The sequence below is a fragment of the Rothia sp. LK2588 genome (genome assembly GCF_040946465.1).
GTDB lineage: Bacteria > Actinomycetota > Actinomycetes > Actinomycetales > Micrococcaceae > Rothia.
Genome location: NZ_JAYWLS010000002.1, coordinates 470,037 through 486,627, shown reverse-complemented (window position 1 = coordinate 486,627; position 16,591 = coordinate 470,037). Strand labels below are relative to the sequence as shown.

Here is a 16,591-nt window from a genome sequence, read left to right as displayed (position 1 = left end):
CGCCCGAGGTTTGTGGGGGCGAGCGTCCGGGTCAGGCCTAGAGGGTCTGAGCCTGGATCGCGGTGATCGCCACGGTGTTGATGATGTCGTCCACGGTGCAACCGCGGGAGAGATCGTTGACCGGCTTGTTCAGACCCTGCAGAACCGGGCCCACGGCTACCGCGCCGGAGGTCTGCTGCACGGCCTTGTAGGTGTTGTTACCGGTGTTCAGGTCGGGGAAGATGAACACGGTTGCCTGGCCGGCGACCTTGGAATCGGGCAGCTTCGACGACGCGATCGACATGTTGGACGCGGCGTCGAACTGGATCGGGCCCTCGAACTCGAAGTCGGGGTTGGACTCGCGCAGTGCCTCGACGCCGGCCTTGACCAGGTCCACGTCTGCACCCGAACCGGAGGTGCCGGTGGAGTAGGAGAGCATAGCGACCTTGGGATCCACGCCGAACTGGCGGGCGGTCTCAGCCGATGCCTTGGCGATGTCGGCCAGCTGCTCGCCGGTGGGGTTCGGGTTCACGGCGCAGTCGCCGAAAACCAGCACGCGGTCCTTCATGAGCATGAGGAACACGGAGGAGACGATGGAGACGCCGGGGCGGGTCTTCACGAATTCCAGCGAGGGGCGGATGGTGTTGGCGGTGGTGTTGACCGCGCCGGAGACCATGCCGTCCACAATGCCCTTCTTCACCATCATGGTGCCGAAGTACGAGGGGTCGGTCATCTTCTCGCGGGCCTGCTCGATGGTCACGCCCTTCTTGGCGCGCAGCTCGGCGTAGGTGGCCGCGAAGTCTTCGGAGTACTCGTTGTTTTCGATGTCGATGATCTCGACGCCCTCACCCACGGGCAACTTGATGCCCTCGGTCTGGCAGATCTCCTGGATCTTCTCGGGGTTGCCGATCAGTACCAGGTCGCAGAAGTCGCGGCGGGCGATGATCGAGGAGGCACGCAGAATACGCACGTCGTAACCCTCAGGCAGCACGATGGTGCGGCGGTTTGAGCGGGCCTTCTCGATGAGGTTGTGCAAGAAGCGCAACGGAGTCATGGTCGCGGGGCGCTCCAGTTCCAGGCGCTCCAGCAGCTCGTCGGGGTCAACGCTGCGGGACCATTCACCCAGGGCGGCCGCTACCTTGCGGGGCTGGCCGGTGGAGAGGGTGCCCGAGACGCGGGAGACCGCGCGGCCTGCGCGGAAGGTGTCCAGCGCGGTGTGGAAGATCGGGAAGGGTGCTCGCTCGGTGAGCGATTCCAGCACGGGGCTGCCGGTGGCCTCGGTCAGGTTACCGGTGAGCAGCATGCCCGAGGGTGCCGGGAAGCTCGGTGCTAGCGAGGAGGCCATGGTTGCCACGACCACGTCGGTGCGGTCGCCGGGGACGATCACGAAGTCGCCGTCGGCAAACTGGTTGAGGAAGTTCGAGACGGTCATCGCCGCGACCTTCACGTTGGCGATTTCGCGGTCGAGGTCCTGCGAAGAGACGCCCTCGGCGTCCAGATCGAGAGCCTCGACGACCTCGCCGACGCTCGGCAGGGTCAGCTCGGGGATCTCGGGCAGAACGTACACGGGGCGCTTGAGGGGGCCCAGCTTGGCGGACTTGGAGATTTCATCGCGCAGCTCGGGGTCGCAACGGTTGACCATGATGCCCAGCACGTCGACGTTGGCGGCGTGCAACTCGGTGCGGGCGACGTCCACTGCGTTGGAGACGTCTGCCACGGTGGCGTTCTGCGCGCCGATGACGGCGATGGTGGGGATGCCCAGGTCGAGGGCGAACTGTGCGTTGAGGTCGAACTCGACGGTCACCGCGTTATGAGCCACCAGGTTGGTGCCGTCCACGATGATGACGTCGCAGTGCTCGGCCATTTCGGAGTAGATCGAGACGGCCAGCGAAGACATCTCATCGTGCTTGCCCTCGGCGAGCAATTCGCGGCAGCGTTCCAGGCTCATGCCGCCGCGAGCCTGCTGCTCGGTGAGATCGAAGTAGCGGCGCATCAGCTGGATCATCGGGTCGTTGGCTTCTTCGGTGCCCATGAAGATGGGGCGGAAGAATCCGACGCGGTCGGCGCGTTTGATCAGGGCGTCGGCGAGTCCCAGCGCGATGAGGGATTTACCCGACTCTCGGGTCATGGCGGATAGGTAGATACCGGTAGTCATGGTCTTGCTACTCATCTCTTTCTGGCTTCATCGCAATCGATGACAGCCCGCTTGACGGTTTGTCGTGACGACAGTGTCTCATGCTCGATTTTATGGTCTGAGTCTGTGCGCACCACCCATGAAGCGGGGAGATGTGCCGGAATTCATACGCCGTTTACAATGTTGCGTTCGAGGTAATTTTGACCTTTTCTCGCGGGGTGTGGGGGCGGTTTCACGGGGCGAGCGTTAGTGTGGAGACATGTTGTTTGCATTCTCTGTAGCGCCCACCGGCGGCGCCTTCGAAAACGGTTCCGTTCACTCTGCCGTGGCGGCCGCCGTCCGCATCGTCAACGAGTCGGGGCTACCGCACGAGACCAACTCGATGTTCACCATCATCGAGGGTGAGTGGGACGAGTGCATGGCCGTGGTCAAGGCCGCCACCGAGGCGGTGGCCGAGGTCGCCCCGCGCGTGTCTTTGGTGGTCAAGGCCGATATTCGCGCCGGCCACGATTCCGGCGAGATCACCGGCAAGGTGGAGCGGTTGAATAAGGCCCTGGACGACCTTTCTTAAAGAACGCTCCTTCAACTTTTCGTGGATGTGCACCCTTAAAAACAGTTTTTAAGGGTGCACATCCACGAAAGGTTGTAGCGCCCCTAGAGTCGCCGGAACATACGGCCGGTCTGCGGCGCGGCGGCCTCATCCCCGGACGGGTGCGCCCAGCTCCCGCCGCAGGGCGCGAAGACGCCCTCCACCTCGAAGCCGTTCTTCTCGTAGAATCGCACCGCCTGCTCGTTGCCCTTGATGAACCAGAGATAGGCGGGTTCGTTGGGGTGGATGACCGCCTCGAAGAGGGCTTGGCCCAGCCCGGTGCCGTGGGTGCGCGCCAGGGTGTAGAGCTGGGCGAGCTCCCGGAGGCCAGGGGTCACGGGTTCCACGGGCATGTGCGACTCCCACGGCAGCGGCCCCGGCCGGGAGAGCGCGAAGCCGACCGGGTGCGTCCAGTCGATGGCGGCGCCGATCGCGCAGGTCAGGCCGGCGTGGGGCGTCCATCCGGGGACGTCGTAGGCGAGGAAGGCGCGGGTGGCGGGGTCTGCGATGTTCTCGGCGAATTCCTCGTCGAGTTCGGCGCGGCCGGCGCGCATACGGGAGCCGAAGGCCGGGTCGATGATCGCCGGGTAGGTCTCTTCGAGGCAATCCAACTGAAGGTTCACGTAGGTCTCGGCGTCGGCGGCGTCTACCGGCGTTATCACGTACCGGCCATTGCAGACGAAACCCATGGGCCCTCCTTCGTGTGTACTGGTCTCTACCGTATCCTGTACTACCCTTGACTCCGTGGCGAAACGTAGAAGAAAACCGAAGGCACAACCCGATCATTCCGGACTCGTCGAGGGTAAATACGAGATCTCGACCGGCACCGCCGAGCTGATCTCCGACGACTACACCCCCGACGGCTGGGTGCTGGAGATCAACGGCATGGAGTCTTCACACGTGGTGATCGGTCGCCCGCGCGAGTTGGATTTCGAGTATATGCGCTGGTTGGCGGCCGTGGTCGAGGCCCACGTGGAGGTCTCGCTTGACCCGGCCAAGTTGCGTATCACCCACCTGGGCGGTGGGGCGTGCTCGCTCGCGCGTTACTTCGCCGACGTTTACCCGCAGTCTCGCAACACGGTGGTGGAACTCGACTCCAAACTCGCCGACTATGTGCGCGAGTGGTTCGACCTGCCCAAGGCGCCCACCGTGAAGATCCGGGTGGGCGAGGCCCGCGCGGTCACCGAGACCTTCGCCCCGGCCTCCCGCGACGTCATCATTCGGGACGTTTTCGCCGGCTACGTGACACCCACCCCGTTGACCACGCTGGAGTTTACGCAGATCGCCGCGGAATCCCTCTCTGAGAAGGGTCTTTACATCATCAACTGCGGTGACAACCGCGACCTCGCCGGTGCCCGCGCCGAGGCTGCTGCGATCGCACAGGTCTTCCCGCACACCGCGGCCGCCGCCGACGCGGCGATGTTCAAGGGACGTCGGCGCGGCAACGTCATTCTGGCTGGCTCGTTCGCCCCGCTACCGATGGCCGGTGAGGACGCCACCGCGCAGATCACTAAGCGCCTGCTCGGCGGCGGGGTGCCCGCCCAATACAAGGACGACGCCTGGGTTCGGGATTTCGCGCGCGGTTCGTCCCCGCGCCGCGACGGGGAGGACTCCGTGGATCTGGCCGCCCTGGATCAGGCACTGCGGCAGGGCCAATAGGATTCCCCCAGGTCACGCCGCTAAAATGGACACATGCTGAATAGACTGCGTGACCGAGCCGCAGCGCTGGCTCCTTCCGCCTCAGCGGGAGAGAGCCGCGCCGCCGCGTCCACCGCCCCCATCTACCTCATCGCGATGGCCGGCTACCCGAACTACGGCGACGAGTTGATCGTCGCCCGCTGGCTCAAGTTCTTCGCCCGGCACCTGCCGAACACCGACGTCTGGCTCGACGTGCGCGAACCGGGCAACGCGTCCTCGATCTTCAAGGGCATGCACCCGCGCCTGCACGTCACCAACACCGTCTTTCGCACCCTCTTCGAGCACCAGCACTTGGGCAAGCAACACCCCGCCGAGGCGGTACGCAACCTGGGCACCCCGCTCTTCGACCTCGGTCTGCTCGACCTGCGCGAGGCCGGCACCATTCACCTGGTCGGCGGCGGCTTCATCAACGCCGAATGGCCCGAACAGAAGGCCCTGGTAGACATGATGCGGGCCGTACGTGAGGTATCCGGGGCGAAACTGGTGGCCACCGGCCAGGGCCTGATGCCGTTTGTCGGCGAAACCTTCGTCGACTTCGACCACGTCAGCGTGCGCGACACCCCCAGCGCCGATGCCCTCGGCATCACCCGCGGTTTCGACGACGCCTACCTCGACCAACACCCGGCGACCCCGGCAGAGTCGGCACCCGGCAAAGACGCCCTCGAGGTCTTCGTGTGTGTGCAGAACGACGCCGTGGACGACGGCGCCCACGAGGCCATGGTCGACTTCGCCCGGCGACAGCTACAGCAGTGGGACATCCCCCGCGAACGCGTGCGCTACGTCGAGGCGATCCCCGGCAACGATCACGCCGGGTACGCCGCGCTCCAAGACCTCATTGCCGAGGACGGCTTTATTCCCTTCACCCGGTTCTGGCGCTCCGACTTCGCCTACGCCCCGCACCAACTGTGGCTGACGAGCCGTTTTCACCACCATCTCATGGCGTCCCTGCACGGCGCTCGCGGGGTGGCGCTGAGCGGGAAGGCCGGGTACTACGACGTCAAGCACGGCTCGATCATCGAATCCGGTTCAAACTGGAAGCTGTTCACCGGATCCGAGGCCCCCGTGCACCTGGCCGATCTGCAGGTTCCGGCAGATTTCGCCCCCGTGGTGGAAGCCAAAAACAAGGAGGCCGCCGAGATCTATCTCTAGATCCTCGCGACCTCTAACTGAACAAAGCAACGGGCACCTCGGCGTAGAACCGAGGTGCCCGTTGCATGGTGCGGGTCTTTCAACCCGGCAGTTTTAGCTGACGTTCCCGTCTAGGTAGTACCAGGCGCCGCCGTTGCGCACGAACCGGGAGTTCTCCCGCTGCACGCCCTTGACCCGCTGCCCCTCCGGCGTGCCCGGAACCGAGCGGTAGTGGGCGGCAAACTCGACCGTTCCGGCGGCGTCGAAGGGCCCGCCGGTGCTGCCGAGAACGTCCAGCCGATACCAGCGCAGACTCTCGTCTAAGCCCAGCGATTCCGGACGCGTCTGCGGCGCCCAGGTGGCCAGCAGGTAGGCCTCGTGCCCCACCGCGAAGGCGGTAAAGCGGGAGCGCATGAGCGCCTCCGGGGTGGGCGCGGTGAGCGAACCGTCGGCATCGAAGGCCGCGTGCAGGCGTCCACAACAGGAGCCGTAGGTCTCGCCCGTGCCGCACGGGCAGCGGGTGTCTGCGGTGATGTTCATGGTCGGGCTACAGGGCCAGCGACTCGATGAAGCCCATGCCGAAGTACAGCACGAACGCCACAGACACCGCGTACATCAGCGGGTGGATCTCCTTGGCGCGGCCCTGCACGAGGCGGATCAGCACGTAGGAGATGAAGCCGGCGCCGATGCCGTCTGCGATGGAGTAGGTGAAGGGCATCATCACGATGGTCAGGAAGGCCGGGATGCCCAGGCCCCAGTCGTTCCAGTCGATGTTCACGGCCTGGCGCACCATCAAGAAGCCGACGACCACCAGGGCCGGGGCCACGGCCTCGAAGGGCACCACGTTCACCAGCGGGGAGACGAACACGGCGATCAGGAACATCACGCCGGTCACCACGTTGGCCAGGCCGGTGCGCGCGCCCTCGCCGATGCCGGTTGCGGATTCCACGAAGATCTGGTGGGCCGAGCTGGACGCGCCACCACCGGCCACCGAACCGAGGGCGTCCACGAGGAGCACGCGGTTGATGCCCTCGATCTGGCCGTCTTCACGCAGGGTGCCGTTCTCGGCGGCCAGGCCCACGGAGGTGCCCATGGCGTCGAAGAACACGGCTAGCAGGATCGCGAAGACGAGCAGGGCCGCGGCCATGCCGCCGAGTGAGGCGAACGCGCCGAAGAGGTCAGCCTGGCCGATGAGCGAAAGGTCCGGGGTGCCCAGCCACTGGGTGGGGATGCCGGGGACCATGAGCGACCAACCGGTGGGGGAATCCACCGAGGAGCCCGAGGGCGCGACGGTCTCGAGGATGATCGAGAGGACGGTCGAGGCGATCACGGAGATCAGGATCGCGCCGCGCACGTTGCGGATGAACAGCGCGATGGTGAGGAACAGGCCGAAGAGGAAGACCACGATCGGCCAGCCCATGAGCGAGCCGTGTACGCCGAAGGAGACCGGGACGGTGGTTCCGGCGGCGTCGGGCATGCGGCGCACCACGCCGGCGTTGACGAAGCCGATCAGGGCGATGAACATGCCGATGCCCACCACGATCGCGGTTTTCAGCGAGGGTGGCACCGCGTTGAACACGGCGGTGCGGAAGCCGGTGAGCACCAGCACGAGCATGATCACACCGGACCAGACGACCAGACCCATGATCTGTGCCCAGGTCAGGTTCTCGGTGGTGGCGATGGTGGAGGCCAGCAGGGCGTTCACGCCCAGGCCGGCTGCCATGGCGAAGGGCTGGCGTGCCCATACGCCCATGAGGATGGTGAGGACGCCGGCCACGAGTGCGGTGACGGCTGCAACGCGCTGCGGGCCGAGGGTGGCGCCGGTGGAGTCTTGGCCCAGGCCAAGGATCAGCGGGTTGAGCACCACGATGTAGCTCATGGCGAAGAAGGTGGCCAGGCCGCCGCGGATCTCGGAGCCGACGGTGGAGCCGCGCTCGGTGATCTTGAAGAAGCGGTCGAGGCCGTTCTTGGGCGCGGGGGCGGTATTCGAGCCGTGTGTGGCACCGATGTGTGCGGAAGGAGCCGCGGTTTTCTCAGAAGACATTCGTTGAACCCGTAGTTACTCTCTGGATGAAGGGCGCCGAGGGCGACCTGAAAAAATAAAGAAGCGCCCGCTTATCAGGCGTAGCGCTGGTGGTACAGGCTCATTCTACGCCCGGGGCCGCTGGTGGGGACAGCGCGACTTGTGTGGTCTTAAGCAATGCGTGACGCAGCTCATATGTGTATATTTTATACATGACGACGAAAAAAAGCTGAGATGCTTGCGGCTGCAATGTTGCTCACCCTACTGGCCGCAGGATGCTCAAGTCAGCAGGACGCAGACGGTCAGCAAAACCCTACGCCATCAGCAACTACCTCACGTATGCCGGATACGGGTCTGGCTACCGATGTCCCGCAGACTATCGATAAGACCTCGAATGGTCCATGGATATCTATGGAAGATAAGAATAAGGGGATAGCAGAGGGGAATCCCTATGTGGTTTATTCCGGCGTAATGTGCTTCGGTGGCACGCTACAAACTCCTGAGGAGTAAATAGCGAGAAAATCCCAGCCCGAGCGACTATGACAATTTCGTGGCTCAATACAACTCCACTCCAGAGGCTGTTAAGGCTCAGAGTCAGGAAAATAAGAAGCTACAGACTTCTTTTGTCGCTCCCAAGGAATGCTCGGATGCTGGTTGGAAAAATGTAGGACCCGTTTAGAGGTGGGGTCTTAATTCCAATTCTTTCTATTTTATTCCTCAGGGTTAGTCTGCATGAATTGCACCGTTTATAAACGGGGGAAATCGCGGTTTCACTGGGATGAGCGGGTACTTGAGGAAGACATCAGGCCCGCTAGAGATCTTCCCGGAACAGCTGGCAGTCCTCGAGACTCACGTAGCTCTTGAGACTGATTGAACTCAGGCGCCGTCCATTCCTCATGGAATTCCAGCACATGAGCGTCCCCGATCTCTTCCAGGGCTTCTTTCACCTCATGCGGGGTGGCATAGAAATACTCACGTCGCATATTGACCAGATTTACGCGCCGATCTGCAAAATAGCGATGGAGCTGAGCCTCAAGGCCCACAGCATCCGGGGAGAAGATCATAGCGTGTTGATCAAAGAGGAACGGCACGGAAGCATCTCCGAGTTCGCGGATGCGATCTTCCGGATTTAACCGTCGAGTCATACCGATCTTTACCATGCCTTCCCCAAAGGCTCCGATGTTGGAGATGACATAGACATGTCCGGCTCGAGTAAGGGTCATGCGCTCTTCCAGATCTTCAAGCATCTCTTGAGCCGCCACGAGTTGGCTCTCCACTTGTGCGGCAGCCTCAAGATCTCCAGTGGCGCGTAACTGTTCAAAGGCTGCCCTGAATTGCGCTACCTCCTTCAGCTGTTTTGCTTTCACCTTTTCGAACTCCCGTTGAGCCTGAGCTTCATCACGCTGACGCTCACGTTCCGCCCGTTCCTCTTCTTTCTGGGCTTTAAGCGCTTCTAGGTGCTTGTGGGTGAGCTGGAGTTCTCTCTCGCGTAAGTGCAGGTATGAAGGTTCGATGCGGATGTCCATGCTCTTGCCTAAACGAGCCACGGCGTCAGCAGATTTTTGGAGGCGAGTACGCGCGGTGCTTAAGCGTCCGGCTTTGACGGTCTTAATACAGTTCTCAGCCTCGGCATTAAAGGCACGCAATAACAGCTTGGTCATGTCATTGACCATCTTTTGGCCTTTGGTCACTGAGTTGTTCAAAGTGAAAGCAGTCGAACCAGTTGCTGCTTTTTTAGAGGAGATAGCCTCTTTGATCTGGGTTTGAATGGTTTTGAGCTCCTGACCGACGAGCAAGGAATCTTGGGCAGGGTTCTCAAAGTTGTAGAGGCCGAAGTCATTGATTTCAACGCCTGCCTGCAGATCGAGAATCTGCTTTTTGAGAGAAAGGGTCTCTGCCCGCGTTGCTTGGAGTTGTTTATCAGCTCGTGCTTGAGCTTTTTGGAAGTTTTTCTCTGATTCCACCTGAAGAGTGCTGATCCGATGTTGTAGGTCGTCCAGTTCAGTAGTGCGATGGTGTAGTTGAGCGTTCAGATGATTCAGGTGTTCTTGGCGCTGATGGATATCCATGGCGCCTACCTGTTCAATCACAGATTGTTGATGGTTGATAAACTCATGGGCTGATTTGAGCTGGTCCGCACCTTGTAGAGCTTCTTTGCGAAGACTGTTGATATAGATTAATCCGATGATTCCAAAGGGTAACCCGACGAGAGTGCACATGAGAAGGATAAGGCCGATCACGGTAGTGATATAGAAGCCTCGACGCAACATCATGGGTTTTTGAGAAGCCGATTGAGGAGAGGCTGGAGCGCTTGAGCCATTCGGGGGAGTAGCGCCAGCAGATGGGGGTTGAGTCATACTCCTCAGTTTAGGGGGGGGTAGGGCTCAGCATAGGTGCTGTTGATGTTATTGACGAACTTATGAAGAAATCTCTTGCCTCACGCTGTCCAATAAGGGTCATTATTGACGGACCGCCTCGATGCTCTGAAACGATGGCCTCTATCGCCGTGCGGAGCGATCTGCACATCGTGCCGACCGAACCGGAGAAGGAACCCATGAAACGGTTAACGTTCTTGGTCGCGGAGAGCCAGCACCAGAAACTGAAAATGGCCGCATTGAATCAGAAGCGCACTATGACTAATTGCCCATTTTCGGCCGCCGCTACGTTTTCCAGTTGGCACTGGCCTACTTGTCGGTGTTCTTCGTAGTTGCGTGTAGGGCGTACATCCCCTCGTGGTCTTGGCTTGGATCCCCTAAGGTGTTTAGCGTACGAAAACGCGGGTATATGGCTATTCATATAACCACATTTTCATATATTTAAATATATTTAATTCTCTCAATATGTTATCGGTTGCGGTTAGCAAAGGTTGGCGCTTGACGTCGTGCATCCCCTTCCTTGTTAACCGTGATCATGTTGTTGGTGAGCAACTTAGTTTTAGCTGCTGTCACGTGTTGAGGACTGTGAGTTTACCTCGTAATCTCGTCCCTCCTGTTCCGTGCGGGTTTCACTTCGATGAGTGCCACTTCCGATATTCCGTGTAGACCTTATGGCCTTGAGAACCTGAAAAGCGAACACCACAAGACACACGAAGGAGAGAGCATTGAGAATGATCGCTAAAGTACCCTGCGGTTTAAGTGATATTGTTATGAGAATGATCGCGAGTGCTACGATCCAAGAGCCAAAGAAAAGCGGCTTATTGACGTATCTATATATATTGATAAACATATGCGTTTCCTTTTTGTATATATTTGATTAGTGTATGTGCAAATGGCAAGGTAATTTTAATTACGGGATGGGTTCTTTGGATTCAAGGTCGTCGATGCATGTTCGTTGAAATACTTCAAGGGTTCGGCGGGTATTCTTTATCTTGCATTTAGCGCTCTTAGTCATGTGATTGCATTACCCTTAAGGGTAATGCAATCACATGACTAACCGATACTAAATTTTATCTTTGCCTCTGGTCATCTTGATGAGTTTCATTACAATCAGTAGGGATCCGGTGGCAAATAGAACGATACCAGCAATTCCGGGGATGCCAGGTTTTCCTATTAGGAATACTCCTGCCATGGCTATAAATAATGCGATGCTACCTGTTGTTTTTGTGTTTGTGTCATATTTTGAAGACATGATATTTATTCCTTTTTAATTTATCTAAGGAGGTAAGAATGTGTTGCTTGTGCACTACAGCTCTGGCCTGTTCGACCACGACCCTCACCAGCCATAATTGTATGCGCCGGGAGTAGCTTTTATTTTGAAAGCTACTTCGGTGCTAGATTATCGATTACATATAATTATCACTAAAAATATGGCAACCATGACGCCTAAAAATATTATTATCAAATCACTTTTTTAAATTTCTTATTCCCAGTGACCCCAATGAAATCTAAAAAATTTTTCAATTCGATGCCTCTCTTCCGATGATTGCTACCATAGTATTTTTGCAACATTGAAAACCGATATCTCAATGCAATGGAGTACCGGTCACCGGGTAATACCCCACAAAGCGGTAGCGCCATCATGGCGGATCTTCTCTGTTATTAGCGCAACACCTCAGACTCCACACCCATCACAATGCGGTCGCCGGGGCGGCCCTCGCGCAAGAACTGAGACATGCGCTCGGGGGCGATCGCGATGCAACCCCAGGTCTGGTAACGATCCACGCTGCTGGTGTAGGGGATCGTGTGGAGCATGATCGCGAAACCGGCCTCGCCGTTGAGAGTGCGGGTGCCGTCGTCCGACTTGTTGTAATTGATCAAGATGCCCTGGCGGTAATCACCGCGGGTGGCGAAGTACCACATGTTCTCGTTGGGGAATCCCAGCCCTGCGTTCTCGATGTAGGAGTTGTAGTACCAGGTGTTGATGTCACCACCCCAACGCGAGGCGCTGTTCACCGTGTGGTACCCGGGAAAGCCCGAACCGGGGTTCGCGATACCGAAGGGGTTCGAGAAAGTGTACGAACCCGTGGGGCTGTAGGCGGACTGGGTGTCACCGGTGACGCCAGGCGGCAGCAACTTACCGGTGCGGAAGTCCTTGATCTGACGCCACGGCGCCAAGAACCCGTTCTCACCGTAGGCGGCCGCGGTGCGCCAATCCAGCACGTAGGTACCGTAGACGTTCTTGCACGACCAGAACGAACCGTGCGCGGCCACGTTGTCACCGCGGTATTGCGCGTAACGGGGCGCCAAGGCCAGGGCCACACGGTTGGCGCCCTGGGCGGAGTACTTCGAACGGCCGTCGTTGAAGACCTGGCACTTCTGCGCCTGCATACCCGTGGTGCCGCCACCGAAAGCGTTCCAGGTGATCACGCCGTACTGGAACTTCTGATAGCAATCCCCGTTGGAGCAGGTCTCCTCGCCGACCGGTAGGCCGTAGCGCTGCGGGGTGTCGATGCCGGCGGCGCGGAAGTTACCGTTATCGGCCCAGAAAGACCCGATGGCCCCGGCGAAGTTCACCCGGTGCGTGCCGGTTCCCCAGTTAGACCAGTACAGGCCGCTCGTTTGCCCGGTAGCCGACTTGAAGATCTGCTCGGCGACAGCCCCGTTGGAGAACACGGTTTCGTCGCTGATGGGCACACCGTAGGGGGCCTGCATGCCGCCGTCGGCCTCCCACTTGCTCCGCAGGGCGCCGCCGATGCGCACCGAACCGTAGGTCGGCGTCCAGACGATGGTGCCGGCGCTGAACCGCTGGAAGCAGGAATTCTGCGCGAAGCCGCAGGTTTCGTCCGAGGTGGGGTAGCCGTAGCGGGCGGCGTCGCGGAAGTTGCCATCCTTGGCCCAGTGCCCGCCGATGCCGCCGGAGAAGTTCACGAAGTGGGTGCCGGTGCCCCACGGGGTCCAGTACATGGCGCCGTCTTTGCCTCCGGGTGCGACGAAGAGCTGCTCGACGGCCTGGCCGCCGGACTGCTTGATCTCGTCGGAGGCGGGCACGCCGTAGGGTGAATTGTTACCGCCGGCGGCCTTCCACTTGGCCTGGATAGCGCCGGTGACCAGGTGGGTGCCGGTGGTTGGCGACCAGGTCAGGGTGCCGCGTTCGAAATCTTGGTAGCAAGAGTTCAGCGCCTGGCCGCAGACCTCGTTGGTGATGGGCTGGCCGTAGCTGGCGTTGGGGCCACCGTCTGCGGCGTAACGTGCCCCAATGGCGCCGCGGGTGACAATCGCGGCCGCAGCCTGGCGGGGCTGTTCAGCGGGGGTGGACGTCGCCGCGGGGGTCTCTGCCGGAGCCGGTGAGGAGGTCGCGGTGGGTGCAGTCGACGGCGCGGTCGAAGGAGTCTCGGTCGCAGTTGTGGTGACCGGGGTTGCGGTGGTCGGTGCCGTGGCCGCCGGTTCCGTAGCTGCGGTGGCGGGCGTCGGCGCAACCGTCGCGGAAGGGGCGGGCGCGGGGGAGGGCGCCGCCAGAACCGGGCCCGCCGCGGAGGTGGCCAGCAGAACGGCGGTGGTGATGCTCAGGGGGATACGCATCTTCATGGGGGATGTCCTATCGAACGGAGTGAGTGATGGTGTGGGTGGTATTGGGGTTGGCCGGGTCGGCCAGCTTGAGGGTGATTTCTTGGGGTTTCTGGTCGGTGGGGAAGACCACCTCGAGCTCCTGCGAGCGGGTCGGTGCGATCACGCCAAACACCGCCTGGTCGGGGTTCTTCGTGTCTGTTCCGCCGGGGATCTCCTGGCCGTTGATGACGGCGATGGGGAAGCTCAGGGTCGAGGCGTTGGCCGGTTCCTTGCCGGTATTGGTCAGTTTCAGGGTCACGCGCACCGCGGGGGAGCCGGGGCGTTCGTGGCCGATGGGTGACTCCACCTTACCCAACGTCGCCTCGGTGATCTCGGTCTTGAAGATACCTACGTCGGCGCTACCCGCCGCGACCGGTTCGGGCTTGGTGGTCTGCGTAGAAGACGCCTCGGGAATCGCGCCGACGGGGGTCTCGGTCGGGGAGGCTTCAGGCACCGCAGTCACCGGGGACTGGCTGGGGTGGGAGGGTTCACCGGTGTGCTGAGGTTCTTGTGTGGCGGTCGCGGTAGAGGAGGCGGCGGAGGCCGGGCCGGTGGAGGCCTCGGCGCTCGCGGTGGCGCTGGCGGAGGCCTGTGCGGGGGAGGGTTCCGTGTTGGACGCGGGTGCGGCGTCCTTCTCGGCGGAGCTGCACCCTGCCAGGGCGAGTGCGGCAACGGCCGATACGGCGAGGAGGTTCAGGGAGCGGGTTATGGTTCTCATGGTGTGACCTCTTCGGGGTAGGTGTGTGAGGTACGTCTTATTCTAGGGGAGCCGCCGATGCCTATGGGGTGACGAGGGTAAATATTTTTAGTGAAAGTCACTTAACAGAACTTTCCCCGGGGTGTATCCGGGCGGTATTCTCAACATGGGTAGTTTACGAGTAAACAATTTTTAAAGGAGGGGCATGAAGATCGCCATCATCATTGGTTCCGTACGTCAGGGTCGCGTGGGCGAACAGATCGCCCACTGGGTCACCGAACAGGCCGCGCAACTCGGTTCATCGCTGACCTTTGAAAAGGTGGACCTGCTCGACTTCGACCTGCCCATCTTCAACAGCCCCGTCTCCCCGCGTCAGGCCGAGCGCAAGTACGAGGATCCTCGCGTGCAGAAGTGGTCTGCCGTGGTCGACTCCTACGATGGCTTCATCTTTGTGACCCCCGAATACAATCACTCGGTGCCCGGAGCCTTCAAGAACGCCTTCGACTTCTTGGCTCCCGAATGGACCGGCAAGCCCATCGGCTTTGTCGGCTACAGCTACAGCAACGCCGCCTTCGCGATCGCCCACTGGCGCGAGATCGTGGCGACCATGTCGATGGACGCCGCCGAGAACGAGGTCACCGTCAATCTCGGCTCTGATTTCACTGACGGCACCTTCACGCCTTCCGAGGTGCAGGACAACGCCCTGCGCGCCATGGTCAAGGAACTCGACCCGGAGGTCTGAGGGCGAACCGGGCGGCCTGTCGCCGAGAGGCATGATTTCGGCGGATGAAATTAAGTTACAGAAACGTGTCCTTTTTCGTCACAGAGGGCCGCCCGCGGGTGCATAGCCGCGCTACCGGTGAGTAGACTTGTGGGCAGTGTAAAAACCAAGCCCGCGCGTCCTACCACCACCGAAGACGCAGAACGCGCACGCGAAAGGAAGACATAGTGACTGAAGCACGCCCCCTGCGCGTAGCCGTTATTGGCTCCGGCCCCGCAGGCGTATACGCCGCCGACATCCTCACCAAGTCCAAAGAGGTCAAAGACGGCGAAGTACAGGTCGCCATCGACATCTTCGACCGCTACCCTGCACCCTTCGGCCTGATCCGCTACGGCGTGGCCCCCGACCATCCGCGCATCAAGGGCATCATCGGCGCCCTGCACAAGATCATGGACCGCGGTGACATCCGCTTCTTCGGCAATGTCGACTACGGGACCGACATCAGCCTGGCCGATCTGCGCGAGCACTACGACGCGATCATCTTCGCCACCGGCGCGATCAAAGACGCTACCCTGAACATCCCCGGTGCAGACCTCGACGGCTCCTACGGCGCCTCCGACTTCGTCTGCTGGTACGACGCCCACCCCGACTACCCGCGCGAATGGCCGCTGAACGCCAAGGAGATCGCGGTGCTCGGCAACGGCAACGTGGCCCTGGACGTCGCCCGCGTGCTCTCGAAGCACGCCGACGACCTGCTCGTCACCGAGATCCCCGACCACGTCTACGAGGGCCTGAAGGCTTCGCCCGTGACCGACGTGCACATCTTCGGTCGCCGCGGCCCCGCACAGATCAAGTTCACCCCGCTGGAGCTGCGCGAACTCAAGCACTCCCGCGACGTAGACATTGTGCTCTACGAAGAAGATTTCCAGTTCGACGAAGGTTCCGAAAAGGCCATCGAAGAGAACGCCCAGATCAAGGTCATGAACAAGGTGCTCAAGGACTGGCTCGAGGAGCAGAAGCAGACCGAGCAGACCGCCTCCCGCCGCCTGCACCTGCACTTCCTGCAGTCGCCCGCCGAGATCCTCGGTGAAGACGGCAAGGTCGTGGGCCTGAAGATGGAACGCAACAAGCTGGACGGCAACGGCGGCATCATCGGCACCGGCGAGTTCATCGAGTACCCCATGCAGGCCGTCTACCGCGCGATCGGCTACTTCGGTTCCGAACTGCCCGAGGTCGGTTTCGACTCCAAGCGCGGCGTGATCACCAACATCGAAGGTCGCGTGACCGGCGCCGAGGGCCAGCCCGTTCCCGGCCTGTACGCCACCGGCTGGATCAAGCGCGGCCCCGTGGGCCTGATCGGCTCCACCAAGTCCGACGCCCTGGAGACCGTCACCCACCTGCTGGCCGACCGCGAAAACCTCTACACCGCGGCCAAGCCCGAAACCGAGGCCATCGAGGAATTCCTCGACTCCAAGGGCATCGAGTACACCACCTGGGAAGGCTGGCACAAGCTGGACGACCACGAGAAGTCGCTCGGTGCGGCCTCGCAGGACGCTTCGGGTGAGCCGCGTAAGCGCGTCAAGGTGACCGACCGACAGGAAATGGTCCGCATTTCGCGTTCGTAAAGCGACGCAGAAG

General features: G+C 60.9%; 13 protein-coding genes. 5 read left to right on the top strand and 8 right to left on the bottom strand.

The window, feature by feature from the left end; all coding sequences use genetic code 11:
* Positions 1 to 37: 37 nt before the first annotated feature.
* Complete coding sequence (pta, locus tag VVR12_RS06590) at positions 38 to 2,134, bottom strand: phosphate acetyltransferase (RefSeq protein ID WP_368550490.1); 2,097 nt, start codon at positions 2,132 to 2,134, stop codon at positions 38 to 40.
* Positions 2,135 to 2,372: 238 nt separating this feature from the next.
* Between pta and VVR12_RS06585 the strand changes: the two genes are divergently transcribed.
* Positions 2,373 to 2,684, top strand: a complete 312-nt coding sequence (locus VVR12_RS06585; protein WP_368550366.1) for an MTH1187 family thiamine-binding protein — start codon at positions 2,373 to 2,375, stop codon at positions 2,682 to 2,684.
* A gap of 83 nt (positions 2,685 to 2,767) precedes the next feature.
* Here VVR12_RS06585 and VVR12_RS06580 read toward each other — a convergent pair whose 3' ends face one another.
* Positions 2,768 to 3,391, bottom strand: coding sequence for a GNAT family N-acetyltransferase (locus tag VVR12_RS06580; protein WP_368550365.1), 624 nt, complete (start codon positions 3,389 to 3,391; stop codon positions 2,768 to 2,770).
* A gap of 55 nt (positions 3,392 to 3,446) precedes the next feature.
* Here VVR12_RS06580 and VVR12_RS06575 point away from each other — a divergent pair, with 55 nt between their 5' ends.
* Both VVR12_RS06575 and VVR12_RS06570 read left to right on the top strand, forming a co-directional pair.
* Positions 3,447 to 4,361, top strand: a complete 915-nt coding sequence (locus VVR12_RS06575; protein WP_368550364.1) for a spermidine synthase — start codon at positions 3,447 to 3,449, stop codon at positions 4,359 to 4,361.
* A gap of 33 nt (positions 4,362 to 4,394) precedes the next feature.
* Positions 4,395 to 5,549, top strand: a complete 1,155-nt coding sequence (locus VVR12_RS06570) for a polysaccharide pyruvyl transferase family protein (protein WP_368550363.1) — start codon at positions 4,395 to 4,397, stop codon at positions 5,547 to 5,549.
* Positions 5,550 to 5,642: 93 nt separating this feature from the next.
* Here VVR12_RS06570 and VVR12_RS06565 read toward each other — a convergent pair whose 3' ends face one another.
* The 6 genes from VVR12_RS06565 to VVR12_RS06540 all read right to left on the bottom strand — a co-directional run bounded on the left by VVR12_RS06565 (position 5,643) and on the right by VVR12_RS06540 (position 14,253).
* Positions 5,643 to 6,068, bottom strand: coding sequence for a YchJ family protein (locus tag VVR12_RS06565; RefSeq protein ID WP_368550362.1), 426 nt, complete (start codon positions 6,066 to 6,068; stop codon positions 5,643 to 5,645).
* 7 nt (positions 6,069 to 6,075) lie between these two features.
* Positions 6,076 to 7,572 (bottom strand): NCS2 family permease, encoded by a 1,497-nt coding sequence (locus VVR12_RS06560; protein WP_368550361.1) that lies wholly within the window; start codon positions 7,570 to 7,572, stop codon positions 6,076 to 6,078.
* Positions 7,573 to 8,321: 749 nt separating this feature from the next.
* Positions 8,322 to 9,908 (bottom strand): DUF4041 domain-containing protein, encoded by a 1,587-nt coding sequence (locus tag VVR12_RS06555; protein WP_368550360.1) that lies wholly within the window; start codon positions 9,906 to 9,908, stop codon positions 8,322 to 8,324.
* 1,081 nt (positions 9,909 to 10,989) lie between these two features.
* Complete coding sequence (locus tag VVR12_RS06550; RefSeq protein ID WP_368550359.1) at positions 10,990 to 11,178, bottom strand: hypothetical protein; 189 nt, start codon at positions 11,176 to 11,178, stop codon at positions 10,990 to 10,992.
* Positions 11,179 to 11,588: 410 nt separating this feature from the next.
* Positions 11,589 to 13,514, bottom strand: coding sequence for a hypothetical protein (locus tag VVR12_RS06545; RefSeq protein ID WP_368550358.1), 1,926 nt, complete (start codon positions 13,512 to 13,514; stop codon positions 11,589 to 11,591).
* 10 nt (positions 13,515 to 13,524) lie between these two features.
* Positions 13,525 to 14,253, bottom strand: a complete 729-nt coding sequence (locus VVR12_RS06540; protein WP_368550357.1) for a hypothetical protein — start codon at positions 14,251 to 14,253, stop codon at positions 13,525 to 13,527.
* Positions 14,254 to 14,437: 184 nt separating this feature from the next.
* On the opposite strand from VVR12_RS06540, the gene VVR12_RS06535 reads away from it, so the two are divergent.
* Positions 14,438 to 14,974 (top strand): NADPH-dependent FMN reductase, encoded by a 537-nt coding sequence (locus VVR12_RS06535; RefSeq protein WP_368550356.1) that lies wholly within the window; start codon positions 14,438 to 14,440, stop codon positions 14,972 to 14,974.
* Positions 14,975 to 15,180: 206 nt separating this feature from the next.
* Positions 15,181 to 16,578: an FAD-dependent oxidoreductase gene (locus tag VVR12_RS06530; protein ID WP_368550355.1), complete on the top strand. Its 1,398-nt coding sequence runs from the start codon at positions 15,181 to 15,183 to the stop codon at positions 16,576 to 16,578.
* Positions 16,579 to 16,591 lie beyond the last annotated feature (13 nt).